The sequence below is a fragment of the Aliidiomarina halalkaliphila genome, assembly GCF_007096385.1.
Taxonomy (GTDB): Bacteria; Pseudomonadota; Gammaproteobacteria; order Enterobacterales; family Alteromonadaceae; genus Aliidiomarina; species Aliidiomarina halalkaliphila.
On sequence record NZ_VJWL01000003.1, the window covers coordinates 289294 to 314032 of the forward strand.

The 24739-nt window shown below is 50.1% G+C and carries 22 protein-coding genes; 15 read left to right on the top strand and 7 right to left on the bottom strand.

Going from position 1 to position 24739, the window contains the following annotated elements:
* Positions 1-49 precede the first annotated feature (49 nt).
* Together FM042_RS10000 and prlC are read left to right on the top strand one after the other, a co-directional pair.
* Positions 50-2143 carry a tetratricopeptide repeat-containing diguanylate cyclase gene (locus tag FM042_RS10000; protein ID WP_143236283.1) on the top strand — a complete coding sequence of 698 codons (2094 nt, stop codon included), beginning with the start codon at positions 50-52 and terminating at the stop codon, positions 2141-2143.
* A gap of 72 nt (positions 2144-2215) precedes the next feature.
* The gene (gene prlC / locus FM042_RS10005) at positions 2216-4261 is read left to right on the top strand and encodes an oligopeptidase A (protein WP_143236284.1); all 2046 of its coding nucleotides are present in this window, start codon (positions 2216-2218) and stop codon (positions 4259-4261) included.
* Between the two features lie 68 nt (positions 4262-4329).
* Here prlC and FM042_RS10010 read toward each other — a convergent pair whose 3' ends face one another.
* Positions 4330-4539 (bottom strand): DUF2970 domain-containing protein, encoded by a 210-nt coding sequence (locus FM042_RS10010; protein WP_143236285.1) that lies wholly within the window; start codon positions 4537-4539, stop codon positions 4330-4332.
* 454 nt (positions 4540-4993) lie between these two features.
* Between FM042_RS10010 and rpe the strand changes: the two genes are divergently transcribed.
* From rpe to FM042_RS10045, 7 genes are all read left to right on the top strand, one after another.
* Positions 4994-5671, top strand: coding sequence for a ribulose-phosphate 3-epimerase (rpe, locus tag FM042_RS10015; RefSeq protein WP_143236286.1), 678 nt, complete (start codon positions 4994-4996; stop codon positions 5669-5671).
* Between the two features lie 72 nt (positions 5672-5743).
* Positions 5744-6748: a tryptophan--tRNA ligase gene (gene trpS, locus FM042_RS10020; protein ID WP_143236287.1), complete on the top strand. Its 1005-nt coding sequence runs from the start codon at positions 5744-5746 to the stop codon at positions 6746-6748.
* A 24-nt stretch (positions 6749-6772) separates the two neighbouring features.
* Positions 6773-7432 carry an anthranilate synthase component II gene (locus tag FM042_RS10025; protein ID WP_143236288.1) on the top strand — a complete coding sequence of 220 codons (660 nt, stop codon included), beginning with the start codon at positions 6773-6775 and terminating at the stop codon, positions 7430-7432.
* Between the two features lie 177 nt (positions 7433-7609).
* Positions 7610-8821 carry an aspartate aminotransferase family protein gene (locus FM042_RS10030; RefSeq protein ID WP_408608857.1) on the top strand — a complete coding sequence of 404 codons (1212 nt, stop codon included), beginning with the start codon at positions 7610-7612 and terminating at the stop codon, positions 8819-8821.
* A 9-nt stretch (positions 8822-8830) separates the two neighbouring features.
* Positions 8831-9844 (top strand): arginine N-succinyltransferase, encoded by a 1014-nt coding sequence (astA, locus tag FM042_RS10035; protein ID WP_143236290.1) that lies wholly within the window; start codon positions 8831-8833, stop codon positions 9842-9844.
* Positions 9845-9878: 34 nt separating this feature from the next.
* Positions 9879-11354 (top strand): succinylglutamate-semialdehyde dehydrogenase, encoded by a 1476-nt coding sequence (gene astD, locus FM042_RS10040; RefSeq protein ID WP_143236291.1) that lies wholly within the window; start codon positions 9879-9881, stop codon positions 11352-11354.
* Positions 11355-11376: 22 nt separating this feature from the next.
* The gene (locus tag FM042_RS10045; protein ID WP_143236351.1) at positions 11377-11784 is read left to right on the top strand and encodes an OsmC family protein; all 408 of its coding nucleotides are present in this window, start codon (positions 11377-11379) and stop codon (positions 11782-11784) included.
* Positions 11785-11842: 58 nt separating this feature from the next.
* Here the strand turns inward: FM042_RS10045 and FM042_RS10050 are convergent, their stop codons facing one another.
* Positions 11843-12730 carry a phosphoribulokinase gene (locus FM042_RS10050; protein ID WP_143236292.1) on the bottom strand — a complete coding sequence of 296 codons (888 nt, stop codon included), beginning with the start codon at positions 12728-12730 and terminating at the stop codon, positions 11843-11845.
* Positions 12731-12754: 24 nt separating this feature from the next.
* Positions 12755-12997, bottom strand: a complete 243-nt coding sequence (locus FM042_RS10055; RefSeq protein ID WP_185960770.1) for a SlyX family protein — start codon at positions 12995-12997, stop codon at positions 12755-12757.
* A 116-nt stretch (positions 12998-13113) separates the two neighbouring features.
* On the opposite strand from FM042_RS10055, the gene FM042_RS10060 reads away from it, so the two are divergent.
* Positions 13114-14112 carry an FKBP-type peptidyl-prolyl cis-trans isomerase gene (locus tag FM042_RS10060; protein ID WP_143236294.1) on the top strand — a complete coding sequence of 333 codons (999 nt, stop codon included), beginning with the start codon at positions 13114-13116 and terminating at the stop codon, positions 14110-14112.
* 203 nt (positions 14113-14315) lie between these two features.
* Here FM042_RS10060 and rsd read toward each other — a convergent pair whose 3' ends face one another.
* Positions 14316-14795 (bottom strand): sigma D regulator, encoded by a 480-nt coding sequence (gene rsd, locus FM042_RS10065; protein ID WP_143236295.1) that lies wholly within the window; start codon positions 14793-14795, stop codon positions 14316-14318.
* Positions 14796-14928: 133 nt separating this feature from the next.
* Here rsd and nudC point away from each other — a divergent pair, with 133 nt between their 5' ends.
* The 4 genes from nudC (at position 14929) to FM042_RS10085 (ending at position 21174) form a co-directional block, all read left to right on the top strand.
* Positions 14929-15735, top strand: coding sequence for an NAD(+) diphosphatase (gene nudC / locus FM042_RS10070; protein WP_143236296.1), 807 nt, complete (start codon positions 14929-14931; stop codon positions 15733-15735).
* A 37-nt stretch (positions 15736-15772) separates the two neighbouring features.
* Positions 15773-16840, top strand: coding sequence for a uroporphyrinogen decarboxylase (gene hemE / locus FM042_RS10075; RefSeq protein ID WP_185960771.1), 1068 nt, complete (start codon positions 15773-15775; stop codon positions 16838-16840).
* A gap of 117 nt (positions 16841-16957) precedes the next feature.
* Positions 16958-18013, top strand: a complete 1056-nt coding sequence (locus FM042_RS10080; protein WP_143236298.1) for an efflux RND transporter periplasmic adaptor subunit — start codon at positions 16958-16960, stop codon at positions 18011-18013.
* Positions 18014-18027: 14 nt separating this feature from the next.
* On the top strand, positions 18028-21174 hold the full coding sequence (locus FM042_RS10085) for an efflux RND transporter permease subunit (RefSeq protein WP_143236299.1): 3147 nt from the start codon (positions 18028-18030) through the stop codon (positions 21172-21174).
* Positions 21175-21248: 74 nt separating this feature from the next.
* Here the strand turns inward: FM042_RS10085 and FM042_RS10090 are convergent, their stop codons facing one another.
* The 3 genes from FM042_RS10090 to rsgA are packed head-to-tail and all read right to left on the bottom strand — an operon-like array spanning position 21249 to position 23943.
* Complete coding sequence (locus tag FM042_RS10090) at positions 21249-21968, bottom strand: glycerophosphodiester phosphodiesterase (RefSeq protein ID WP_143236300.1); 720 nt, start codon at positions 21966-21968, stop codon at positions 21249-21251.
* Between the two features lie 53 nt (positions 21969-22021).
* Positions 22022-22891 carry an archaetidylserine decarboxylase gene (gene asd / locus FM042_RS10095; RefSeq protein ID WP_143236301.1) on the bottom strand — a complete coding sequence of 290 codons (870 nt, stop codon included), beginning with the start codon at positions 22889-22891 and terminating at the stop codon, positions 22022-22024.
* A 38-nt stretch (positions 22892-22929) separates the two neighbouring features.
* Positions 22930-23943, bottom strand: coding sequence for a small ribosomal subunit biogenesis GTPase RsgA (gene rsgA, locus FM042_RS10100; RefSeq protein WP_143236302.1), 1014 nt, complete (start codon positions 23941-23943; stop codon positions 22930-22932).
* A gap of 148 nt (positions 23944-24091) precedes the next feature.
* Between rsgA and orn the strand changes: the two genes are divergently transcribed.
* The gene (gene orn, locus FM042_RS10105) at positions 24092-24664 is read left to right on the top strand and encodes an oligoribonuclease (protein ID WP_143236303.1); all 573 of its coding nucleotides are present in this window, start codon (positions 24092-24094) and stop codon (positions 24662-24664) included.
* The last annotated feature ends 75 nt before the right edge of the window (positions 24665-24739 follow it).

The following is a 24739-nucleotide window of genomic DNA, read 5'->3' on the forward strand; positions in this document are numbered from 1 at the left end:
TTAGCGAAAATTACGCAACTCCACCATTATTACTATAAAAGAAACGGCGATGACCCTAACACACCCAGTTGATCATAAGTGTATTTCTCCTCGACAACGTTCGTTTGTGGTGGCGTGTTTGTGGATCGCATTATTGAGTGTTTTATTTGCCCCGGTGGTAAAAGCGGACGGTAGTGCGCTCACCCACACGCCCTATGAAGAGCAACTGGATCGCTACTTATCGCTTTCCGATCGAGAAGCGAAACGTGTGCTGTTGCAAGAAGTCATTGTCGGCCTAAACACCCGCCATGCCCCGAGCACCTATGTTCGAGCTTGGACCTATCGTGCGTTTGAAGTTGCCGAAGACGGTGATGTCGATAATGCGGTTAGTATAGTGACTGACTTAGTGCGTTACGCCGAACGTAACCCGTATCCTGATGTATGGTCGGAAGTGCTCGCCAATAAAGTCGCGCTTTTGGCGTGGCAGGGAGAAACTACCCAAGCCTTGTTGGTATCTGATCAACTTGCAGAACACTTGATTCATGCAGAAAATCCCCGGGTTCGCTACTACGGTAATGTTGTGATTACCGGCATGTTTCGTTCCAATAGTCAGTTTGAGCGGGCGCTCACCCATGCTCTATACGCGCAAGATGCCCTAAGTGAAATTAATAATGAGCGCAGTGCGACGCGCCGACTAGGCTTGAATCGACAAATTGCACTGATTCAGTCGGATCTGCGAAATTACCCTGCGGCATTAGAAATTGTGAACCGCTCTATTCGAGAGGCTCGAGAAGATTCCAGCCTCGAAGAAGATATTCCGTCGTTGTTGCTAATGAAAGGCTATTTGCATGGACAGATGGATCAGCATCAAGCGTCGATTGATGTTCACCAAGAAGCCATTGAGTGGGCGGAGCGAACGAATCAGCCTGGCATTGTGCTTGTCAGCATGAATAACATTGGCAGTACCTTGATTCATCAAGAGCGCTACGCTGAGGCAGAGGAAGTGCTAAGCCAAGCGCTCGAGCAAGCGCTGGCGGCGGAAAATGAAGACACGGCGCACTTAATCCAGTTTAACCTCGGGTATATTCAGGTCATGCTTGGAAACGCCAGTGAAGGTATCGCCGCTATTGAAGAGCATGGGGCGTATCTGTTAGAGCATTATAGCGAATCTGAGCAAGTGGATTTGTATACCTACATTGCCAAAGCGTATCAGCGAGCTGGGATGTTCGAGCAGCAAGCGGAAGCCTTATTAGAACAGCGTCGCCTGAATGAAGAGGTGTTCCAGAGCGAACGCGAGAAAAGCATGTCGGAAATGCAAGCGCGCTACGAAGCCATCGAACAGGCCCAACAGATTGAGCTGCTTGAACAGCGTAATGCATTGCAAGAACGCGTCATTGAAAATGCCCGCTTGCAGCGTACGATCTTTATTCTGTTTGGAATCGTGGTGGTGTTTGGTCTAATTCTGGTGGCCTTGCTCTATCGTGCTGCCCGTCGCGCTAACTTGCGCTTGAAAGACGCCAATAAGCAATTGGAATTCCATTCACTGCGAGATCCATTGACTCAGTTACTGAATCGTAGGGCCCTGCAAGAGCAAATGTCGAAGCGCCAGACTGATGAGCGCAGAGCACAGCCCGGGCAGCATCCGGATGCCATGATTCTGTTGGATATCGACTTTTTCAAGAAGATTAACGACCAATACGGCCATGCTGCAGGCGATCAAGTACTCAAGGTCATTGGTGAGCGCTTAGCCACATTGGCCCGCTCGTCGGATATGGTGATTCGCTGGGGTGGGGAAGAGTTTTTAATCTTTCTGCGTAACAGCGATCCGGAAAAGCTTGCAGAAATTACTGAGCGGGTGTTGCGTACGATTGGTGACGAGCCGGTACAGCACGAGGATATGGAGATTCCTGTGACAGCCACCGCTGGTTTTATTTCACTGCCTTTCGCCGGCATTCCAGAAAAAGACCTGAATTGGGAACGTGCTCTGCAAATCGCCGACATGGCGTTGTATATTGGCAAGGTCCACGGTCGTAATCAGGCATACGGGATTATGGGCTTGAATGCGCCTTATGAACAAGTACAGCCGTTATTGGAACGCGACCTCTCGAAGGCCATCGATCAAGATAAAGTGGACTACATCATTGTGAAAGGGCCGCAAAAATAAGCCAACGGCCCTTGAAATCCGGTCTATTCTCCCTCACGTATTATATCATTATGGACAGAATAGGCCGCACCCATGCAAGAGAATCAAAACCCGTTACTTCAGCCCTTTTTTCATCCCCCGTTTCAGGCGATTAAAGCGGAACATGTCCGCCCAGCTGTGGAAGAAGCCATTGCCCATTGTCGCGCCACTATTGACGATGTCGTGACGCAAGCACAACCCACGTGGAACACATTAGTAGCCCCTCTCGAGCAAGCAGATGATGTGCTGAGTCGCATTTGGTCGCCGGTTTCACACATGAACGCAGTGGTGAGTGACGATGCCATGCGCGAAGCCCACGATAGCTGCTTGGAATTACTCTCGGAATACGCAACCTGGGTTGGCCAGCATGAAGGTTTATATCAGGCATATCAAAAACTGGCGGCATCCGCAGAGTTCGCGTCACTTAGCGAAGCACAACAGCGGGTGGTTACCGATACTATTCGTGATTTTCAATTATCGGGCGTGGGCTTGCCGGATGCGCAAAAGAAACGCTATGGCGATATTCAAAACCGTTTGTCGCAGCTCAGTTCACAGTTTAGCAATCACGTTCTCGACGCAACCCATCATTGGTATTGTCATGTGCAAGACGAAAGTCGCCTAGCAGGCTTGCCTGAAAGCGCGATCGCATCGGCGCAGGAAGCGGCAAAAGAGCGTGAGCTTGATGGTTGGGTATTTACCTTGGATATCCCGTCGTATTTGCCGGTGATGATGTACTGCGAAGACCGGGAACTGCGGCGCGAAATGCAGGAAGCCTATACCACCCGTGCGTCGGACCAAGGGCCAAACGCAGGGCAATTTGATAACACGGCGATCATTGATGAGACGCTAGCTTTGCGCCATGAACTTGCTAATCTATTGGGTTTTGCCACCTATGCGGATGTGTCTTTAGCCACCAAAATGGCAGACAGCCCTGCGCAAGTGATGGCGTTTCTCGAGGATCTTGCTGAGCGGTCACTAGGGCAGGCAAAAGCGGAATTTGCAGAGATTAAAGCCTATGCACAATCGGAGCATGGGATCGATGAGCTTGAGGCTTGGGATGTGCCTTATTATGCCGAGAAGCTTAAACAAGCGTCCTTTTCCATTTCTGATGAGCAGTTGCGACCATATTTCCCCGAGCAGCGCGTGGTTGAGGGGTTATTTACGGTGGCTGAGCGTTTGTTTGGCATTCGTATTATCGAGGCCGAGGCAGAAACTTGGCATCCCCATGTTCGTTATTTTGAAATTTTTGATGAAAAAAATCAGAAACGGGCTGGGTTCTATCTTGATCTCTACGCCCGCGGAAAAAAGCGCGGGGGTGCATGGATGGCCGATTGTGCGGTGCGCCGACGTTTGCCGAACGGACAGTTACAACTGCCGTTGGCCTACCTCACCTGTAATTTCAATAAGCCAGTGGGCGACAAGCCTGCGTTGTTTACGCACGATGAAGTGATCACCCTATTCCATGAATTTGGTCACGGGCTGCACCATATGCTCACGCAAATGGATGTGGCGGGAGTGTCTGGTATTAACGGGGTGGAATGGGATGCGGTCGAGTTACCCAGTCAGTTTCTTGAAAACTGGTGTTGGGAACCCGAGGCTTTGGCATTTATATCGGGGCATTATGAAACCGGCGAACCTCTGCCACAGGATTTGTTAGACAAGATGCTAGCGGCGAAAAACTTTCAAGCGGCGATGCAAATGGTACGACAGCTTGAGTTCTCGTTATTTGATATGGGTATTCACCAAGATCTTCAAGCGGGTCAACCGGGTCGTGTGCAAGAAATTCTGAACCGCGTTCGATCGCAGGTAGCGGTGGTGCGGCCCCCTGCTTACAATCGATTCCAGCATAGTTTTGGTCACATTTTTGCCGGTGGATATGCTGCAGGGTATTACAGCTACAAGTGGGCGGAGGTGTTGTCGGCGGATGCCTATGCACGTTTTGAGGAAGAAGGTATTTTCAATCCTCAAACTGGCCGCGACTTTCTCACTAAGATTTTGGAAAAAGGTGGAAGCCGCGACGCAAAAACCTTGTTTCGTGAGTTCCGTGGTCGTGAGCCAGAAATCAGTGCGCTCTTACGTCACTCAGGTATAGCGGCGTAACGCGGCGTCGACCAGCAAAAAGCCCCGGGCTGTGGAGACAACCCGGGGCTTTTTAGAATTTGGCGTTGTTAACCGGTGAGATTCATAACCAGCTTTACCACCGCAGCGACGCTGAGTACAAAGAGCACCAAGATAATGACAAAAACGATGATATAAGCAAGTGGATTTCCTGCGGAGAAATCACGTTGACGGTTGGCCTCAGTTTGTACACCAAACATGGCTGCGAGCACACTGATAACAACCGCAAATAACCCAGGGCGCTCTCGTTGTTCCGTCATGATAAACTCACAGATCCTTTATGATGCAGGTTTTGACCCGCTCTGCTTATTGTTTTGATCATTGGATTTACCCAATGTGAGCTCTAGTAAATCCAGAAAATGGAATTGCGTTGAGCGGCTCTTGCCACTTGCCCAAGCAAACCAGTTTACGCTCCGTGTACATGTTTGGCTGACCGTTCGCTGGTCCCTATCGCGAACGTTTGTACGGCAGTCTTCAGCTTCCGCTGAATAGGAGGCGTACTGTAGAGTCAATACACCCGTTACTGCCACCGCACACAGGCCTATGGTTAGTTTCAACATAGTCGACCTCGGAGCGCTTAATCCTTAACAAATACTACAACGTCCACTTTATCAGCAAGCGTAGGGGCAATCCAGAATTGTTTTTGGGTGCTTGGTGGCTCATGTGTTGATAGAATAGGAGAAATTTGTGGAAAATGACGCCAAAGGATACCGTATGCGCGATTATCTCATTGCCCCTTCAATTTTATCTGCCGACTTCGCTCGCTTGGGTGAAGAAGTGGACGCAGTGCTCGCGGCGGGAGCCGATGTGGTGCACTTTGATGTGATGGATAATCACTTTGTGCCGAATCTCACCATTGGCCCTATGGTCTGCCAAGCATTGCGTGATTACGGTATCACCGCACCTATCGATGTTCATTTAATGGTACAGCCGGTAGATGCCATTGTGCCCCAATTTGCAAAAGCAGGGGCGAGTATCATTACTTTCCATCCAGAAGCCTCTACACACATAGACCGCACCCTACAGTTAATTCGTGATCAGGGTTGTAAAGCGGGTTTGGTGTTTAATCCGGCGACGCCACTGCATTACTTGGATTACGTGATGGATAAAGTGGATATTATCTTATTGATGTCGGTGAATCCGGGGTTTGGTGGTCAGTCGTTTATTCCCAGCACCCTTGATAAGTTACGTGAAGTACGGGCGCGCATCGATCAGAGCGGACGCGATATTATTTTAGAGGTCGACGGTGGTGTAAAAACCGATAACATTCGCGCTATCGCGGATGCGGGCGCTGATATGTTTGTCGCCGGTTCGGCCATTTTTAATCAACCGGACTACAGTCAGGTGATTCGTCAAATGCGCGACGAACTGGCCCAAGTGTCACGGTCGTAATTTGCATTGAATTTTCTCTATTGATGATGTCATCACGAGTGAATACAGAGAACGCTAACTAGGAAACTGCACATGAACAAACCCGTTGTATTAAGTGGCTGCCAGCCTTCCGGACAATTAACTATTGGCAACTATATGGGCGCTTTGCGGCAGTGGGTAGCAATGCAGGACACACATCAGTGTCATTTTATGTTGGTGGATTTACACGCGATTACGGTACGTCAAGATCCCGCGGCGCTGCGCGCAGCTACGCTGGATGGCTTAGCGCTTTATCTTGCCTGTGGTTTAGACCCTGAGAAGAGCACCTTGTTCTTACAGTCTCATGTACCGCAACATGCGGAGCTCGCTTGGATCCTCAATTGCTATACGCAAATGGGTGAGCTCAACCGGATGACCCAGTACAAAGATAAATCCCAGAAGCAAGAATCCAACATGAATGCGGGTTTATTTACTTACCCGGTGCTAATGGCGGCAGACATCTTGTTGTATAACGCCAACGAAGTTCCGGTGGGCAATGACCAAAAACAACATTTAGAACTGGCTCGAGATGTAGCAACGCGCTTTAACAATATTTACGGCGACGTATTTGTGGTGCCGGAGCCATTTATTCCGCAACACGGCGCTCGGATTATGAGTTTGCAAGATGCCAGCAAGAAGATGTCGAAATCCGATGATAATCCGAAGAACTACATTGGTTTGTTGGAAGATCCAAAGAAGATTGCCAAGAAAATAAAGAGTGCGGTCACAGATTCTGAAGATCCGCCTCGTGTGGCTTACGATCCCTCGGAGAAGGCTGGTGTGGCAAACTTACTAACCTTGTTAAGCGGTGCCACCGGACGTAGTATTGATTCTCTAGTCGCGGAATACGAAGGGAAAATGTACGGTCATCTAAAGGGCGACGTTGCCGATGCTGTGGTTGCTCTATTGGAGCCAATCCAACAGCGCTATCACGAGTTGCGGGCGGATCAAGCCACTTTAGATGCAGTCATGCACAAGGGCGCCGAGAAGGCATCGGCGGAGGCACAAGCAACCTTGCGTCGCGTGTATGATGCCGTTGGCTTTGTATTACCGCGATAAAAGCGAGCCAAGGGTGCGTGTCCATTGATTCTATTGATCGATAATTACGATTCATTTACGCATAATTTAGCACGCTATTTTCAAGAGCTTGGCTATGAGGTGCGGGTGATTCGAAATGACGCCATCGATGTTGCCGGAATTCTTGCGCTAGATCCTCAGGCCTTGGTGATTTCACCGGGGCCGTGCACGCCAAATGAGGCTGGAATTTCATTAGCCGCGATTCGTGCCTTTGCCGACAAAATTCCAATTCTAGGTGTGTGCCTCGGGCACCAAGCCATAGGCCAGGTGTTCGGAGGGCGCGTGGTGCGTGCGCAGCAAGTGATGCACGGTAAGCGTTCTACTATCACACATAATCACAGCACCCTGTTTCGCGGCTTGCCGGCGAGTTTTCCAGTGGTGCGCTACCACTCTTTAGTGGTCGAAGAACCAAGCCTACCGGAGTGTTTGCGTATTGATGCACGGGTAGTGCCGCGGGCTGAACAACAGGATGTACCGGGTGAGATTATGGCGTTATCTCACCGTGATTTACCGATATTTGGGGTGCAATTCCATCCGGAGTCGGTTTTAAGTGGCTATGGCCATGATATTCTTGAAAACTTTTGTCGGCTCGTCGACAAAAAAGGTAGTCAAACAGGGATCCAAGAGCGCATAACCACGCAACGAGAACCCCTCCCTTCTGCATAGTTATGCGACCGATCTGCAATTCTAATTTACCTTTAAAAGTCGTTATTTTATAGATACTTATCAAGTAAGACTTTTGCGTCGCTTCGTGTCATAATACGGCCAAATATGCACTTGTCTGTACAAATTGGCAGGTGCGCAAAGTACCCAATGAGGAGAGCTTTCGATATGTCAGAAGTAATGTCAGTCACTCGCGCTATGTTTGATGACGTCATGGTTCCTAATTACAACCCAGCCAATATTATTCCGGTACGTGGCGAAGGCTCACGTGTGTGGGATCAAGACGGGCGTGAGTATATTGATTTTGCCGGCGGCATCGCTGTGAGCTGCTTGGGTCATTGCCATCCTGCCATGGTGCGGGCGTTAACAGAGCAAGCTAACAAGCTCTGGCATTTAAGTAATGTCATGACAAACGAGCCGGCTTTACGTTTAGCCAAGAAATTAGTGGATGCCACCTTTGCTGAACGCGTGTATTTCGCAAACTCGGGTGCCGAAGCCAATGAAGCTGCATTGAAACTTGCGCGTCGTTGGGCCTTAGAAGAGCACGGTGAAGAGAAACAAGAAATTATTGCTTTCCACAAGGGCTTCCACGGTCGTACTTTCTTTACCGTGACGGTCGGCGGACAGCCTGCCTATTCTGACGGATTTGGACCTAAGCCTGGCGGCATTTCACATGTGGAATTTAACAATATCGAAAGCCTCGAAGCGGTGATGAGTAGCCGCACCTGTGCAGTGATGATTGAGCCGCTGCAAGGGGAAGGCGGTGTTGTGCCTGGTGAAGATAAGTTTTTACAAGGCGTGCGTGATCTCTGTGATCGCCACAATGCACTGCTCATCTTTGATGAAGTGCAAACGGGTTTTGGTCGTACAGGTAGCCTGTATGCATATGAACAAACCTCAGTAGTACCAGACATTCTAACCACCGCGAAAGCACTGGGCGGTGGCTTCCCAATTGGTGCGATGCTCACCACACAAGCTATTGCTGCGCACTTGAAGCCAGGAACCCATGGCAGTACCTACGGCGGTAACCCGTTGGCGTGTGCCGTTTCTGAGGCGGTGATGGATGTCGTCAACACGCCAGAAGTATTGCAAGGTGTGAAAGAGCGGGAACAATGGTTCCGGGATGCACTGGCTAAGATCAACGACAAATACGATGTGTTTAGTGAAGTGCGTGGGCGCGGTTTATTGCTCGGCGCCGCATTGAACGACAAGTACAAAGGGAAAGCCCGCGATTTCCTTACCGCTGGTGCAGAAGAAGGTGTGATGATTCTTGTGGCTGGCATGGATGTGCTGCGCTTTACGCCGTCGTTGGTGATTTCTGATACCGATATTCAACAAGGCATGGCGCGGTTAGAAAAAGCCGTTGCACGTGTTGTTGCTGCAAACGCATAAGGGCAGATTATGCTAGTCGTTCGGCCAATTGAGGCGCGAGATTATGAAGCGCTGTACGCCTGTGCGGTGGAGTCGGGACACGGCTTCACCTCGCTGCCGGTGGATGAAACCCTATTAAAGCGTCGGATTTCTCGTGCCGAAGAAGCCTTTGCTCTGACAACTGTTGAACAACCGGGCGAAGAGGGTTATCTGTTCGTAATGGAAGATACTGATACCCAAGAAATCGTGGGTGTTAGTGCCATCGAAGCGGCGGTTGGTTTGTCGTCTGCCTTCTATCATTACCATGTTGGCCGGGTAGTTCATCACTCGGCCAAACACAATGTGTACAACAACTTACAAACTTTAACCCTGTGTAATGATTACACCGGAGTAAGCGAGCTGTGTACTTTGTTTTTGCGGGAACCCTATCGGAAAGGGCGTAACGGCCGAGTCTTGAGTAAGTTTCGTTTGCTCTTTATGGCCCAATTTCGGCAGCGTTTTGCTGATACGGTTATCGCCGAAATGCGTGGAATCTCTGATGAAGATGGTCGCTCGCCATTCTGGGCGTGGCTGGAGAAGCATTTCTTTACCATGGATTTCCCCAGTGCCGATTATCTCACCGGAATCGGTGAAAAGACCTTTATCGCTGAATTGATGCCTAAATTTCCTATCTACGTCAATTTGTTGGATAAAAGCGCTCAAGAAGTAGTGGGCAAAGTGCATCAAAATACGGTGCCAGCTTTGAAATTATTAACCTCAGAAGGTTTTCGCTTCCGCGGGTATATCGACATCTTTGATGCGGGACCCACTGTGGAAGCTGAGATCAAGCAGTTACGCACGGTGCGCAATAGTCGCCTGATGAAAGTGCGGGTTGGTCGCCCGGAAGTGGCAGAAAACGTATTGCTGTGTAATACCAAGTTGAAAGATTTTCGCGCCTGTCAGGCGGATGTGACCTGTAACGGCGATGACGTGATCATGACAGAAGAAACGGCGCAGGCCTTAGGCGTTGCCGCCGGTGATCACGTGCGGTTAGCTGCCCTGTAGGCGGCCACATTTAACGAATAACGAGGAATGAAGTATGTCGGAACAAGCACGCACACACTTTATTAATGGACGTTGGGTTGCCGGCGAAGGTGATCGGTTTACGTCGGTTGATCCTGCAAAAAACAAAGTGGTTTGGGAAGGGCAAGCAGCTTCTCACGAGCAAGTGGATCAGGCGATGCGCGCTGCCCGTGCGGCCTTTCCTGCGTGGGCATCATTGCACTTTGAAGAGCGTCTCGGGATTGCTCAACGGTTTAGCCAGCTCTTAGAAGAAAACAAAGAGAAAATGGCGCTGATTATGGCCCAAGAAACGGGCAAGCCGGTGTGGGAAACACGCACTGAAGTGGGCGCCATGGTCGGCAAAGTGGCTATTTCTGAGCGTGCATACCAAGAACGCACCGGTACCGTGGAGAATGCGATGCCGGGAGCGAAGGCCTTTATACGCCATAAACCCCACGGCGTGGTGGCGGTATTTGGTCCCTATAATTTTCCAGGACACTTGCCTAATGGCCATATCGTTCCGGCCTTGTTGGCCGGTAATGTGGTGGTGTTTAAGCCGAGTGAAATGACCCCTTGGGTTGCCCAGTTCACGGTGGAGCTGTGGGAGAAAGCAGGTATCCCCGCAGGCGTGATCAACTTGGTGCAAGGGCTCGTTGAAACCGGCAAGGCGCTCGCTGCACATCCGGAAATGGACGGTTTGTTCTTCACGGGGTCATCAACTACGGGCAAGCTGTTACATGAACAGTTTGGTGGTCGTCCGGATAAGATTCTGGCACTGGAAATGGGTGGCAATAACGCCCTTATCGTAAAAGATGTAGCCGATATCGATGCCGCTGTGCACACCATTGTACAGTCTGCATTTATTACTTCAGGGCAACGCTGTACCTGTTCACGCCGATTATTCTTAAAGGATGACAAAAATGGCGACGCCATTTTAGCCCGCTTAATTGACGTGACGAAAAACATTCGCGTCGCAGAATATGACGCCGATGATCAACCTTTTATGGGGGCAATGATTTCTGCGAAAGCGGCCGCCGGGATGGTGAAAGCACAACAGGACTTGCTTAAATTAGGGGCTAAGGCCTTAGTAGAGATGAAACAAGCAAGCCCTGAACTGGGATTTGTGACGCCGGGTATTCTCGACGTATCGGCGGTAAGCGACATGCCCGATGAAGAACATTTCGGGCCCCTGTTGAAGGTGTATCGCTACACGGATTTCGATGATGCTATTGCCATGGCCAACCACACTCGCTTTGGCCTCTCTGCTGGCTTATTGGCGGACGCGCGCAGTGATTGGGATTACTTCTTTACGCGTATTCGCGCAGGTATCGTGAATTGGAATAAACCCATCACCGGCGCAAGCAGCGCAGCACCTTTTGGTGGCATTGGCGATAGCGGAAACCATCGCCCAAGCGCCTACTATGCGGCGGATTATTGTGCCTATCCAGTGGCTTCGGTGGAAGCCGACCAAGTGGATTTACCGGCAACCTTGAATCCAGGTCTCAAATTTTAAGAGGTAACCTATGGCAAAGCCAATGTCTGCACAGGTTCGTTGGGTCGATGGTTTAAAGTTTGTGGCCACTTCGGGGAGCGGTCATGCTGTCGTGATGGACGGCGATGGTGCCGCGAACGCGCCTAGCCCCATGGAAATGGTGTTAATGGCCGCGGGCAGCTGTTCATCGGTGGATGTGGTTAGTATTTTACAGAAGGCCAAGCAGAAGGTTCGCACGGTCGAAGTAAAGCTCGATGGGCAGCGTGCAGAAGGCACCCCTGCTGTATTCACCGACATTCACATGACCTTTGTTATATATGGCCACGACGTGTCCGAGAATCATGTAGAACGAGCAGTTAAGCTCAGCGCGGATAAGTACTGCTCAGTATCGATTATGCTCGGGAAAAGCGTGAATATTAGCCATAGTTACGAGATTATAAACGAGGCTTAACTTCGCTACTACGCTGCGGTGGGGAGTTGTTCTCGACCGCAGTGAGTGCGCCCTACTATTAGTCTTGTTCCTGAATAATCGCTCGTTGTTTGCGATCCATCAGCCGTTCAATTAACGGCGCTAAAATCAGTTCCATGGCCAGTCCCATTTTACCTCCCGGCACCACTAACGTATTGATCCGCGACATAAATGAGCCGTCGATCATCTGCAAGTAGTAGGTAAAATCTGGATTCGGAATACCACGAAAGCGAATCACCACAAAGCTCTCATCCATAGAGGGAATATCCTTGGCACTAAATGGATTCGAGGTATCCACTGTGGGGACGCGCTGAAAGTTGATATGGGTACGGGAAAATTGCGGCACAATATGGTGAATATAATCATCCATACTGCGTACGATACTCTGCGCCACACTTTCTCGAGAATGGCCCCGCTCTGAGGTGTCCCGAATAATTTTTTGTATCCACTCCAAGTTCACAATGGGCACCATGCCAATCATCAGATCGACATGGGAAGCCACATCATAATCGTCGGCGGCAACGGCGCCGTGCAGTCCTTCGTAGAAAAGCAAATCGGTATCGGCAGGGAGCATCTCCCATGGCGTAAAGGTACCGGGCATCTGGTTGTAAGGCACTGCATCATCAAAGCTGTGCAAATAGCGACGATGCCGGCCGGAGCCGGTGCTGCCATAGGTTTTAAATAGCGATTCAAGGGCTTTAAAATCGTTTGCTTCTGGACCAAAGTAGCTAATGTGCTTGCCTTGCTCCTGTGCTTTACGAATGGCGACATCCATTTCTGGACGTGTATACCGATGGAAGCTATCTCCTTCAACGAAAGCCGCATTCAACCGAAGGCTGCGAAAGATATGACGCACAGCCTGGCTGGTGGTCGTGGTTCCCGAACCGGACGACCCCGTAACGGCGATAATTGGATGGCGATCAGACATGAATAACTCCCTTCGGAAATGGTTTTAATAGTGCGGTGGACGCTCGTCTATGGGCGCGTCTTTTTGGTCGTCGTCTAATTGTTGTACACGTTCTACCATTAAAATCATATGTTTGTGTAACTTCTGTAACTCACGATTTTGTTCCGTAATTAAATCATTGAGCTCCGCGATGGTATCTTCTTGAAAGGCTAACTGGGTTTCAAGTCGTTCCATACGTTCTGCAATTTCATTAACTGTTACATCGATCTTTGGTGATTCTTTACTCATTCTTACTTTATCCATTGGTCATTTGCGCGTATTTACGTATATGATAGGCGCCTGATTTTGGTGTGCGCTTCTCAGGAATTGTACACGACCGAACCTACATGATAGCGGAGAATTGAATGAAATTAATGACAAAGTGGTTCCTAGTTGTTGCAGGAACAGCATTATTGGCCGCCTGTGGCCCGTCCCCAGACCGCATTAATCTGAATCAAGAGCATGATGCTCGTTCTTATGCCGTTGGTGCCGCATCGCTGCGGGAAGCGCAACAATTAATTGAAATGATTGGTGAAGAATCACCAGATCTTGGTCGTGAAGAGAAGCACGAATTGCTGCACGTGGGCTTTGTTGATGTACTCAACCGTAAGCCACGCATGGAAGAGCAGATGATATCGCTAGAATTGATGGTGCGTGGCTTACAAGACGCGCCAGCGATGGCTGATTTGCCAGCGATTAAAGAGGTGACCATCGATGATGATGAGACCTCGTCACAGCTTTACATGTTAGGTGCATACATGGGACTGCAAGTGCTCATGGTGGATAACCTGCTACAGGATTACGAGAAAGGCATTAGCGGCCGCATCGCTTCGATTGGCTTTCTAGAAGCGCTGGCAAATGAAAGCCGCATGAGCGCAGAAGAAATTAATACGCAGTGGGAAATCATCCGCGACATCCTGACGACACCAGCGCCGGGTGTTGATGAAGTGATGTCTGAAAACCACGCAGCGGGTTTGGCCTATTTAGAAGAAAATGCCAAACGTGAAGGCGTGATGATCACTGATTCAGGCTTGCAGTATGAAGTTCTGCAAGAAGGTGACCCAGAGGGTGTGTCGCCAAAAGCGACAGACATCGTGGTTGTGCACTACGAAGGCTGGTTGGTAAGTGGTGAGATATTTGATAGCTCAGTTGAGCGGAACCAAACGGCAAGCTTCCAGTTAAATCGCGTGATCCCCGGGTGGACTGAGGGTATTCAGCTGATGCAAGTGGGTGCGAAGTACCGGTTCGTGATTCCGCATGAATTGGCGTATGCAGATACTCAACGTGGACCAATGATTGCCCCTTATTCGGTGCTGATTTTTGAAGTAGAACTGGTAGATGTGGTTTCTACTGAAGCGAATTAAGGCTTGCCTTCGATAGCATCTCTAATGTGAGCGGGAGCCTCTAATCTGCAAAGGTTAGGGGCTTTTTTATGGCGCCAGGCCAACGCAGTGCGTTGGGTACGGGCAACAATTCCGCCCTAGGAATGGCAGTGAATAGATGCAAAAAAGGCCAGTGGTAGGTGCCACTGGCCTTATGGTTTCTCGCGGTCGCTGCCATCGATCCACTAGACCTCAGGAAGCACCTCATGGCTGGCTAGCAAGGCAATCAGCTGATCTTCAAGTTCCAAACGATTTTGGAGTGCTTCGCCTAGGTTTGAAAGATCTTGAGTAAATTTCGGTAATGAATCCTGCTCGGTGACCTCCGCGTAATCATCATTGAAGCGCAAGGCTACTTCGGTGGTTACGGCAATTAATGGATAAACACGTTGCGACAGTGCGTCTGTGTGTTGATTATGAGCTTTGGCTTCCTCAAGAATATGGTCATACAATTCAAAATGACCTGCGGATACGTAATCCACCAAAATTTCACAGAATTCCCGAATATCTGCTGCCGAGGGCAATTGTTCCCGATTTTGGTCGTAAGGCGGTAATCCGGCGAGCTTAAAATAGCGTACGAGTAGGTCTTGGCGTTCATCAAGCCAGCGGTCCAACGCCGAGTGCAATCCTGCCCATTGTTGTTTGGCTTCTTTGTTCCGGCGTAACATAATATAACTCCTTGCAAGCGTCCGGCAGACCGGGTGATTAACTCCACTGTACTGTGGGACGATAGGCAAGATCAAATTTATTCATCGGCACCTTGCGTTTTCTTTACACGCGGCCTGTCGCCAAGGATTTGTGATGATACATCCAGCAGATACACCTAAGCAGAAACATGCGGTTCATTGGTTTATCGTTCAGGGCAATCAGCTCCTGACAGACCCAAATGGGAAACTGCCCTGTGCTGACATCGATCAGTTCCCGCTTGCGGAAACGGAGTACACGGCAAAGATTGGTGAGCTCGAAGGCCGTTCCGCTTATGTGCTGTTGTGGCCGGCCGCCGAAGCCGAGCCGGCGGGGTACCGCTGGACACCGTTGCGCCAATTATTTCTAAACAGTAATGCTGAGACCTTCGCCTTAGCTGGGCGTGCGTGCCAGGTACAGCACTTCTTGCAAACCCATCAGTACTGCGGACGCTGCGGCAGTGACACTGTACATGTGGAGCATGAGCTCGCGGTATTGTGTCCACAGTGCGACTTTGTTTGTTACCCGCGTATTTCACCATGCATTATCGTCGCTATTTATCGAGGAACCGATATTTTATTGGCCCGGGGAAACCGTCATCCAGAAGGGGTGTTTTCGCTATTGGCGGGTTTTGTGGAAAGTGGAGAATCGCTCGAGGAAGCGGTTCACCGAGAGGTATTTGAAGAGGCTGGCATCGAAATTTGCGACATTCACTATGCATTCAGTCAGCCATGGCCGTTCCCCCACTCGCTAATGGCGGGCTTTACTGCCCAATGGAAGTCAGGGGATCTCACGTTAGATCCAAGCGAACTGATTGAAGGGGGCTGGTTTCCGCTCGATGACTTACCGCAGATACCGCCCGCAGGAACCATCGCATCGCGTTTAATTGCGATAGTAAAAGCTGAAGTTTTGGATGCTTCCTGATAGAATTCCGCGCATAAATTTTAAGGATCAGGATGCTATGAGTACTGAGTTAAAGAATGATCGCTATTTGCGGGCCCTGGCAAAACAGCCGGTTGATCGGACGCCGATTTGGATGATGCGCCAAGCGGGACGTTATTTACCAGAGTATCGGGAAGTACGTTCACAAGCCGGCGATTTTATGAGTTTATGTCGTAACGCCGAGTTGGCGTGTGAAGTAACTTTACAGCCATTACGTCGGTATCCGCTTGATGCAGCCATCTTGTTCTCGGATATTCTCACGATTCCTGATGCCATGGGCTTAGGTTTGTATTTTGAACAAGGTGAAGGGCCGCGTTTTCAACGGCCACTACGCGACGCGCGTGCAGTAGCGGCCTTAGGTATTCCCGATCCTGAAGATGAACTGGGCTACGTGATGAACGCCGTGAGCACCATTCGGCGGGAACTCAAAGGTGAAGTACCCTTGATTGGATTTTCTGGAAGTCCATGGACCCTAGCGACCTATATGGTGGAAGGGGGTAGCACCAAGAATTTCTCTATCGTGAAAAAAATGATGTTCCAAGAACCGGCAGTGATGCATCAGTTGCTGGATAAACTGGCGCAGTCGGTCACCTCATATTTGAATGCACAGATTGCTAATGGTGCGCAGTCTGTCATGATTTTTGATACTTGGGGCGGTGTCCTGTCACCACGTGATTATCAAGAATTTAGTTTGCGTTATATGGCACAAATCGTCGATGGCTTAACGCGCGAAAACGAAGGGCGTCATGTTCCTGTCACATTGTTCACCAAAAATGGCGGTCAGTGGCTCGAGATGATGGCGGCCACAGGATGCGATGCGTTGGGCGTGGATTGGACCACCAACTTGGGCGACGCCCGGGCGCGTGTTGGCGATCAAGTTACCCTGCAAGGCAATATGGACCCAAGTGTGTTGTATGGTAGTCCTGAGCGCATTCGGGAAGAAGTGCAAACGATACTGGAAAGCTTTGGTCATGGTACCGGGCATGTATTTAATTTGGGCCACGGAATTCATCCGGAAGTCGATCCGGCACATGCCGAAGCCTTTATTAAAGCGGTTACTGAATTGAGCCCTGCCTTCCATAAGTGATCGTTTTTGCGACCAATCCCGATATATAAGCGTTGAAGGTGTCAGGAGGACTGGCACCTTTACGTTACAATGCTCGTATATAGTTTTAGAGCTGAATTAAAGGGACGCTGGGAGCATATGTCGAATCGTTCATATTTTACACCGTTAACCGTGGTCGCAGTCATATTGGCTGTGGTTGTTGGTGTGTTGTATTTTTCTGAAGAAGAAGGCACATCAGATCAGCGTGGCATGGGTGCTGCGTCAATTATCGGGGCACCTGCCCGAGTCATGGAATTTCGAGATGTTATCGAAGGCTTGGGTACCGCCCAAGCGCGTGAGTCGGTGGATATCATGGCACGGGTCTCACAAACCGTGAGCAGCATCCATTTCTCAGACGGTGATGATGTGGAAGAAGGCCAGCTTTTGGTGAGCCTTTCGGATCGCGAAGAGCGCGCTCGTGTGCAAGAGCTTGAGTTCCGGTTGGCAGAGAACCGCCGCCAATTAAGTCGCTTGCGCGAGCTTGCCCAAGAAAACGCTGCATCGCGAAGTATGATCGACGAGCAGGAAGTGCGGGTCGAGCAAACCAGTGCTGAACTTGAAGTGGCGCGTTCGCGCCTTGCTGAAATGACCATCCATGCGCCGTTCTCCGGTAAGTTGGGTCTACGTAAAGTGAGCCAAGGGCAACTGGTCCGGTCCGGCGATGTGATCACCACGCTCGATGCCATCACCCCTATTTTTGTCGATTTTAGCGTTCCTGAGTTATACCTCCCAAGTTTGAACGCAGGCCAACGTGTGATAGCCATCTCTGCAGCCTACCCCGATCGTGAATTTATTGGTGAAATCGTAAGCTTGGCCTCTCGTGTCGATCCGGTTACCCGCTCCATCCTAGTGCGCGCATCCATCGATAACGAAGGGCGGGAATTACGTTCTGGAATGTTGTTACGCATTCAATTGGAGCGTCGCGTTGATCACACCTTAATGGTCCCTGAAAGTGCGGTAATCCCAATTCGTAACGAGCAGTTTGTGTATGTGGTCAACGATGAAAGTCGTGCCGTACGCACGCTCGTAGAAACCGGACGTCGTCAACCGGGTTGGATTGAAATCCTCGGTGGTATCGAAGAAGGCGATATGATTATCGTTGAGGGAACCATTCGCGTCCGTGATGGTTTGCCTGTCAATGTCACTGAACGCTAATTGGAGGCAGTGCGATGTTTCTGTCTGATACGTCGGTAAAGCGTCCAGTTTTTGCGACGGTAATAAATATTCTATTGATTATTTTCGGAGTGGTAGCCTTTACATCGTTGCCACTGCGCGAGTATCCCAATATTGAACCCCCTGTTGTTTCGGTAAATACCAATTATCCCGGTGCGAATGCCGAGATCGTGGAAACACAAATCACCCAAGTGATCGAAGAGCGCATTAGCGGTATTGATGGGATAAAAACCATCACATCGCGCAGCCGCGACGGTAACTCACGGATTACTATCGAATTCGAACAGAGCCGTGATATTGATTCGGCCGCCAACGATGTGCGCGAGCGGGTGCAGCGGGTACTACGAAACCTCCCTGAACAAGTCATGCCTCCCGAAGTGACCAAAGCGAATGCCGATGAAGATACGGTGGTTTGGTATAACTTGCGCAGTGAGAATATGACCACCCTAGAACTCACGGACTTCGCCAGTCGCTATATTGTCGATCGTTTATCGGTCGTGGATGGTGTTGCACGGGTAAATATCGGTGGTGAGCGGCGTTATGCTATGAAGCTTTGGCTTGATCGCAATGCGATGGCGGCACGGGGTATTACGGTCACAGATATAGAAAACCGGCTGCGGGCAGAAAACGTGGAATTACCGGCTGGGCGCATTGAGTCGCGGGATCGGGAATTCTCTGTGCGTGTTGCGCGGAGTTATTTGAGCCCTCAGGATTTCGCTAATCTATCCATTGTGTCTGGATCCGATGGCTATCTAGTGCGTTTAGGTGAGATTGCACGGGTATCCCTCGAAGCCGAAGACGACCGCTCAGAATTCCGCGGTAACGGCATTAATATGATCGGGCTGGGGATTATTCGTCAGTCGGACGCAAACACCCTCGAGGTGGTTGACAACGTAGAGCGCGAAATTGAACGCCTGCGTGCAACGCTGCCGGCCAGTATGATTTTAGTGCCATCTTACGACTCCTCGATCTTCATTCGCGACTCGATTCAGGAAGTATATAACACCCTGTTTATCGCCATGGGAATGGTGGTGATCGTCATCTACCTGTTCCTCGGAAATATCCGGGTTACCCTGATTCCCGCCATTACGGTACCGGTGGCTTTGCTATCGTCTTATATCGTGCTCTATGCCATGGGCTTCTCCATTAACCTATTAACCCTGCTAGCGCTTGTGTTGGCGATCGGGTTGGTGGTGGATGACTCCATTGTAGTGTTGGAAAATATATATCGACGCGTTGAAGCGGGAGATCCACCTCTACTCGCTGCGTATCGAGGCGCTCGAGAAGTTGGGTTTGCGGTAGTCGCGACGACTCTGGTACTGATCTCGGTGTTTGTGCCGCTCATTTTCCTTGATGGCAATATTGGGATGCTGTTTACGGAGTTTGCCATAGCGCTCGCTGCGGCGGTCGCGTTCTCCAGTATAACGGCACTTACGTTATCGCCCATGTTGTGCTCCAAGATCTTAAAGAAACAAGAGCGCAATAAGGGATTCGGGAAGTTTCTTGATCGTGGCTTTAAACGCATCGAAGAAAAGTATGAAGTCTTGGTGCGCAAAACCATCAGTATGCCGATTATGGCCTTCGTGGTTGTCATCCTTGCCGCTGGCGCAGGTTACTTGATGTTTGATCGTATTGGCCAAGAATTTGTACCACCGGAAGATCGCGGTAACTTTTTTGTGATGATCCGTGCAGCAGAAGGGGCGAGTCAAGAATCCAATGCCCGTAACATGCGTGAAATTGAGAACATCCTGTTGCCTTATATCGATCAAGGCAAGGTCGACCGTTTGATTATCCGTACTCCAGGGTGGGGCAATAGCGCGGGTATCGCGATTGTAGGGACCATTCCATTCAATGAGCGGGATTGGAGTTCTTTTGACTTGATGAATGAAATTCGCGTCAAGTTACAAGATGTGCCGGATGTCATTTCTTTTGCCAATATGCGTAGTGGTATTGGCGGCGGTGGCGGCGGCGGTCGACCAGTGGAGTTTGTTCTGCAAGGCAACACCTTCGAAGACTTGGCCCGCTACCGAGATATCGTTTTGGAAAAAGCCTCGGAGAATCCGGGCTTGATCCAGCTAGACAGTGACTACAATGAAACCGTACCGCAGTTGTTGATTCAAATTGATCAAGAGCGCGCTGCTGATTTAGGTGTTTCTGTAGGCGATATCGGCCGCACTCTGGAAAGTATGCTAGGGCAGCGACGGGTAACTCGCTATCAAGATCGCGGGGAAGAATACAACGTGATCTTAGAGGGTGAGCGGGATGATTATCGCACACCGCAGTCGATCAACAATATCTATGTGCGTTCCCAGCGCACCGGCCAATTGGTGCCGATGTCGAATTTGGTGACGGTCACTGAAGGGGCGACAGCTTCTCAGTTAAACCGGTACAACCGAATGCGTTCTATCACCATTACCGCGAATTTAGCGGATGGCTATTCGCTGGGTGAGGCCCTTGGCTATCTTGAAAATATCGTGGCAGAGCACTTACCTGACGATGTGATGATCGACTACAAAGGCCAGTCGCTCCTGTATCAAGAGGGTGGTAACACCATTATCTTTATATTTGCATTAGCGTTGGCCATCACCTTCTTAGTGCTGGCGGCACAGTTCGAGAGCTTTGTGCATCCGTTTGTGATTATATTAACCGTACCCTTGGCCATATTCGGCGCCTTGTTCGGGCTCATGGTTACGGGTATGACGATTAATATTTATTCCCAGATAGGCTTGGTGATGCTGATCGGATTGGCGGCAAAGAACGGTATTTTGATTGTCGAGTTTGCCAACCAGCTCCGTGATGCAGGCATGAAGTTTGAAGATGCACTGGCTCGCGCCTCTCGCTTGCGTTTGCGTCCGATTATTATGACGGCCTTCACGACACTGATGAGTGCCTTGCCACTGGTATTGGCTTCAGGCCCTGGTGCAGAAAGTCGGATGGTGATTGGTACGGTGATTTTCGCCGGTGTCGCCTTCTCTGCGTTTATGACCATCTTCTTAGTGCCTGCGCTGTATATGGGTCTTGCGAAGAATACTCGTTCACCACGTGAACTAGAGCGCGACCTAAAACGGATGGAAATCGAACATCCGGATCGCCGCGGCGAAGTTGATGTAGTAACAGAAGCTGAAGAAGTGGCGAAGTCCTAGCCACGAACGCACGCGCTAAAAAACTCCCGACGCTGAATATACCGCTCGGGAGTTTTTTTATGCTGAACGACAAATTACAGGGTAAACGGGGATGCGCGAGTCAGGCCGTCGAGAATATTTCGGGTATGGCGCGGATGATTGGTAAAGATCCCATCGACCTGCCACTGCTGGAGGAGCAAAATATCCTCTGGCTCGTCGACAGTGTAAACATAAACCTGCAAGTCTCTCTGATGTGCATCAGCAACTAGCTCAGGCGTTACGAAGTCGATATCGATATGGAGTGAGTAAGCCGATAGCTGTTCTGCAAACCGGGCGTACTCTAACAAACAACTGGCGCTTAAGGCACCAATGCGTGTATGTGGTCGATGTTGTTTTAGCGCACGTAACCAATGATGATTAAACGCCGACACCAACAGTTGTTCTGGACGAAACCCAAGGGACTTCTCCGCATGGTCCAAATGCTGAATGAGCGCCGCTTCATCAACCTGAGATTTGAGCTCAATATTCACCATGCATCGGCCCTGAATGAACTCCAGAGCCTCCATCAGTGTAGGAATGGGATGCTGACTAAATATGCGCAAAGCACGCACCTGATCAGCGGTGAGATCTTGAAAGCGACCCGGTTGCGCAGCAAGGCGACGTAAATAGCGATCATGAAAGACGAACAGCTCTCCATCCACCGCCATGACGTCGAATTCGATACCATCGGCGTGGGCATCAATTGCACGCTCAAAGGCCACCAGGGTGTTCTCAGGGGCCTCAAAGCTCGCGCCACGGTGTGCGATCACTAACATCCTTCACTCCTTTCTGAGGTTGCCTTCGGATCTGTTGCCGTTGCAGGGTACGTTTACCCCTTAACTGTACCCATCACCGTGCCCATCCGTGTGATGGTGCCGGGTTGTAAGTCATTGGCAAACTCCACCATATTCTCTGGGAAGGTGAGCACCACTGTAGAGCCGAGTTTAAATCGGCCCATTTCTTCGCCCTTACGCAAATGAATAGCGTTTAATCCTTCTGCGGGATAATCCCAAGTGTGCACCCGCGGCCCCGTGGGTGGCGTGACTGTGCCAGCCCATACGGTTTCGATACTTGCGACAATAGTGGCGCCTACCAATACCAAGGTAAATGGACCTTGGGGGCTATCGAATACCGCAACAACGCGCTCGTTACGGGCAAACAGGTTGGGTACATTCGCCGCTGTCAGTGGGTTCACTGAGAATAGATCGCCCGGCACATAAATCATTTGCCGTAAGGTGCCGTCGAGAGGCATGTGAATCCGGTGATAGTCCCGAGGGGCCAAATAGATGGTAGCGAACTGACCATTTTCAAACTCCGCGGCGAGGGCTTCATCCCCCCCTAACAACGCCCGGGTCGAATAATTATGATTCTTAGCTTGTACAATGCTATCCCCATGAATAGGACCGAGTTGACTAACCGCACCATCGACCGGATGCGCCAATTCGCCTTCCGTACATTGCAAGGGCCGCGCTTCGGGTTTTAATGGGCGTGTAAAAAACTCATTAAACGTCGAGTAGGCACGGTAATCTTCCTGCTGAGCTTCGCTCATATCCACGTTATATTTGTTGATAAACCATCGGGTGAAGGTACGGGTGAACCAGCCAGCGCGTGCGCTTGCGAATTTACCCATAGCTCTGGATAGCAAATGCTTTGGCATTATGTATTGGGCAATAATTTTAAACCGATCGAAAGCTGACACGTAACTACCTCTCCACTCGTGCTAAATCTAACAATGTATTATGCATGTTCTTTGACAATACGATGGTAATTCTCGAGGCGCTTGCCATCGAGTTTACCTTCGGCGACGGCTGCTTGTATGGCGCATCCGGGATCGGTGCCATGCTTGCAGTCGCGAAATTTACAGGTTCCTAAATAGGCGCGAAAGTCTTTAAAACAGTAAGCCACCCGTTCTGGATCGATGTGCCAGAGGCCAAACTCTCGAATCCCTGGTGAATCCAATAAGGCACCAGCTTGCTCCAATGCGTACCAACGCGCCACCGTGGTGGTGTGTTGTCCTAATCCTGAATTATCTGAAATGGCACCTATGGCGAGGTCAATGTCCGGCAACAAGGCTTTAATTAAAGACGATTTGCCAACACCTGATTGCCCCACAAACACGGAAATATGATTGGGGAAGCGCGAGCGCAATGCCTCAATGCCTGCGCCGGTGTGAGCACTCACACGAATCACCGGATACCCAATGGCTTCATACACACGCAAGCGCGACTCAATCACATCCGCTTCCTCCGGTGTGATCAAATCAACTTTGTTCATGACAATAATGGCATCAATTCCGGCATCTTCGCAGGCCACTAAATAGCGGTCGATGATTTGGTCGGAAAACGCTGGCTGCGATGACGACACAATAAATATCTGATCGACATTTGCGGCGATCGGCTTAATGCCATCGTATTGGTCTGGCCGACACAGTACCGAGGCGCGATCTTCCACGGCTTCAACGACACCCTGTAAGCCCTGCTCTTCCTCACCAGCACGTCGCCATGCAACCCGATCCCCAGTCACCAGAGATGCCACTGTTCGACGGATATTACAGCGCAATATTTCTCCGCTCGCAGTGAGAATATCTGCATGTTGACCGAAACGACTGACAACGCGACCATGTTCAAGATGTCCGAGATCTTCTTCAAGCCACTCGGCTTCTTGTTTCATGTGCCGTTTGGCAAGGCGCTTTTCTTGATTTTCACGCACCCGGCGAAGTTGCCCTTTGGTCAATTTTGAACGTTTTGCCAATGCTTATTCCAACTTTAAGAAACGCTGTGCTTATGGTAGCAAAATATTTGTTAATGAGTTACATAAAGCGTGTTTGGCTGCACGTTTTTCAATGCCGAAGGGAGCTATTTCGTGCTAGCATGAGATCACGAAAGGGAAGGAGATACGGATGAGCGAAAAGACTTCAGCTGCGGACAACGGGCGTCTGATTTGGATTGATCTTGAGATGACCGGATTAAGCCCCGAAGAAGACGTCATTATCGAAATTGCCACTATTGTGACCGACGATCAATTAAATATTATTGCCGAAGGCCCAGTGCTTGCCGTACACCAGAGTAAAACACGGATGGCGGCCATGGATGAGTGGAATACACGTACGCACACGGGTTCTGGCCTAGTTGCACGAGTGCAGCAGAGCAAATATCGCGAGGCAGAAGCGGAAGCCGAGACCATTGCCTTTTTGGAGAAGCACGTAGCGCCCGGTAAATCGCCCATGTGTGGGAATAGCATTTGCCAAGATCGCCGCTTTTTAGCGCGCTATATGCCAACTCTCGAAGCGTTTTTCCATTATCGAAATTTAGATGTGAGCACTGTAAAAGAGCTGGCCAAGCGATGGAAACCTGAGATTTTACCTGGGTTTGCGAAGCATAATAAGCATGAAGCTTTGGCGGATATTCGCGAGTCGATTGAAGAATTGAAATATTATCGTGAGCATTTTTTCGACGAACAGAAAAAATCTTAAAAAAAGGGGGTTGCATTGCCCCCTGAATTCAGTAAAATGCGCTCCGCACTTGCAATATAGCGGTGCAACAAAAAA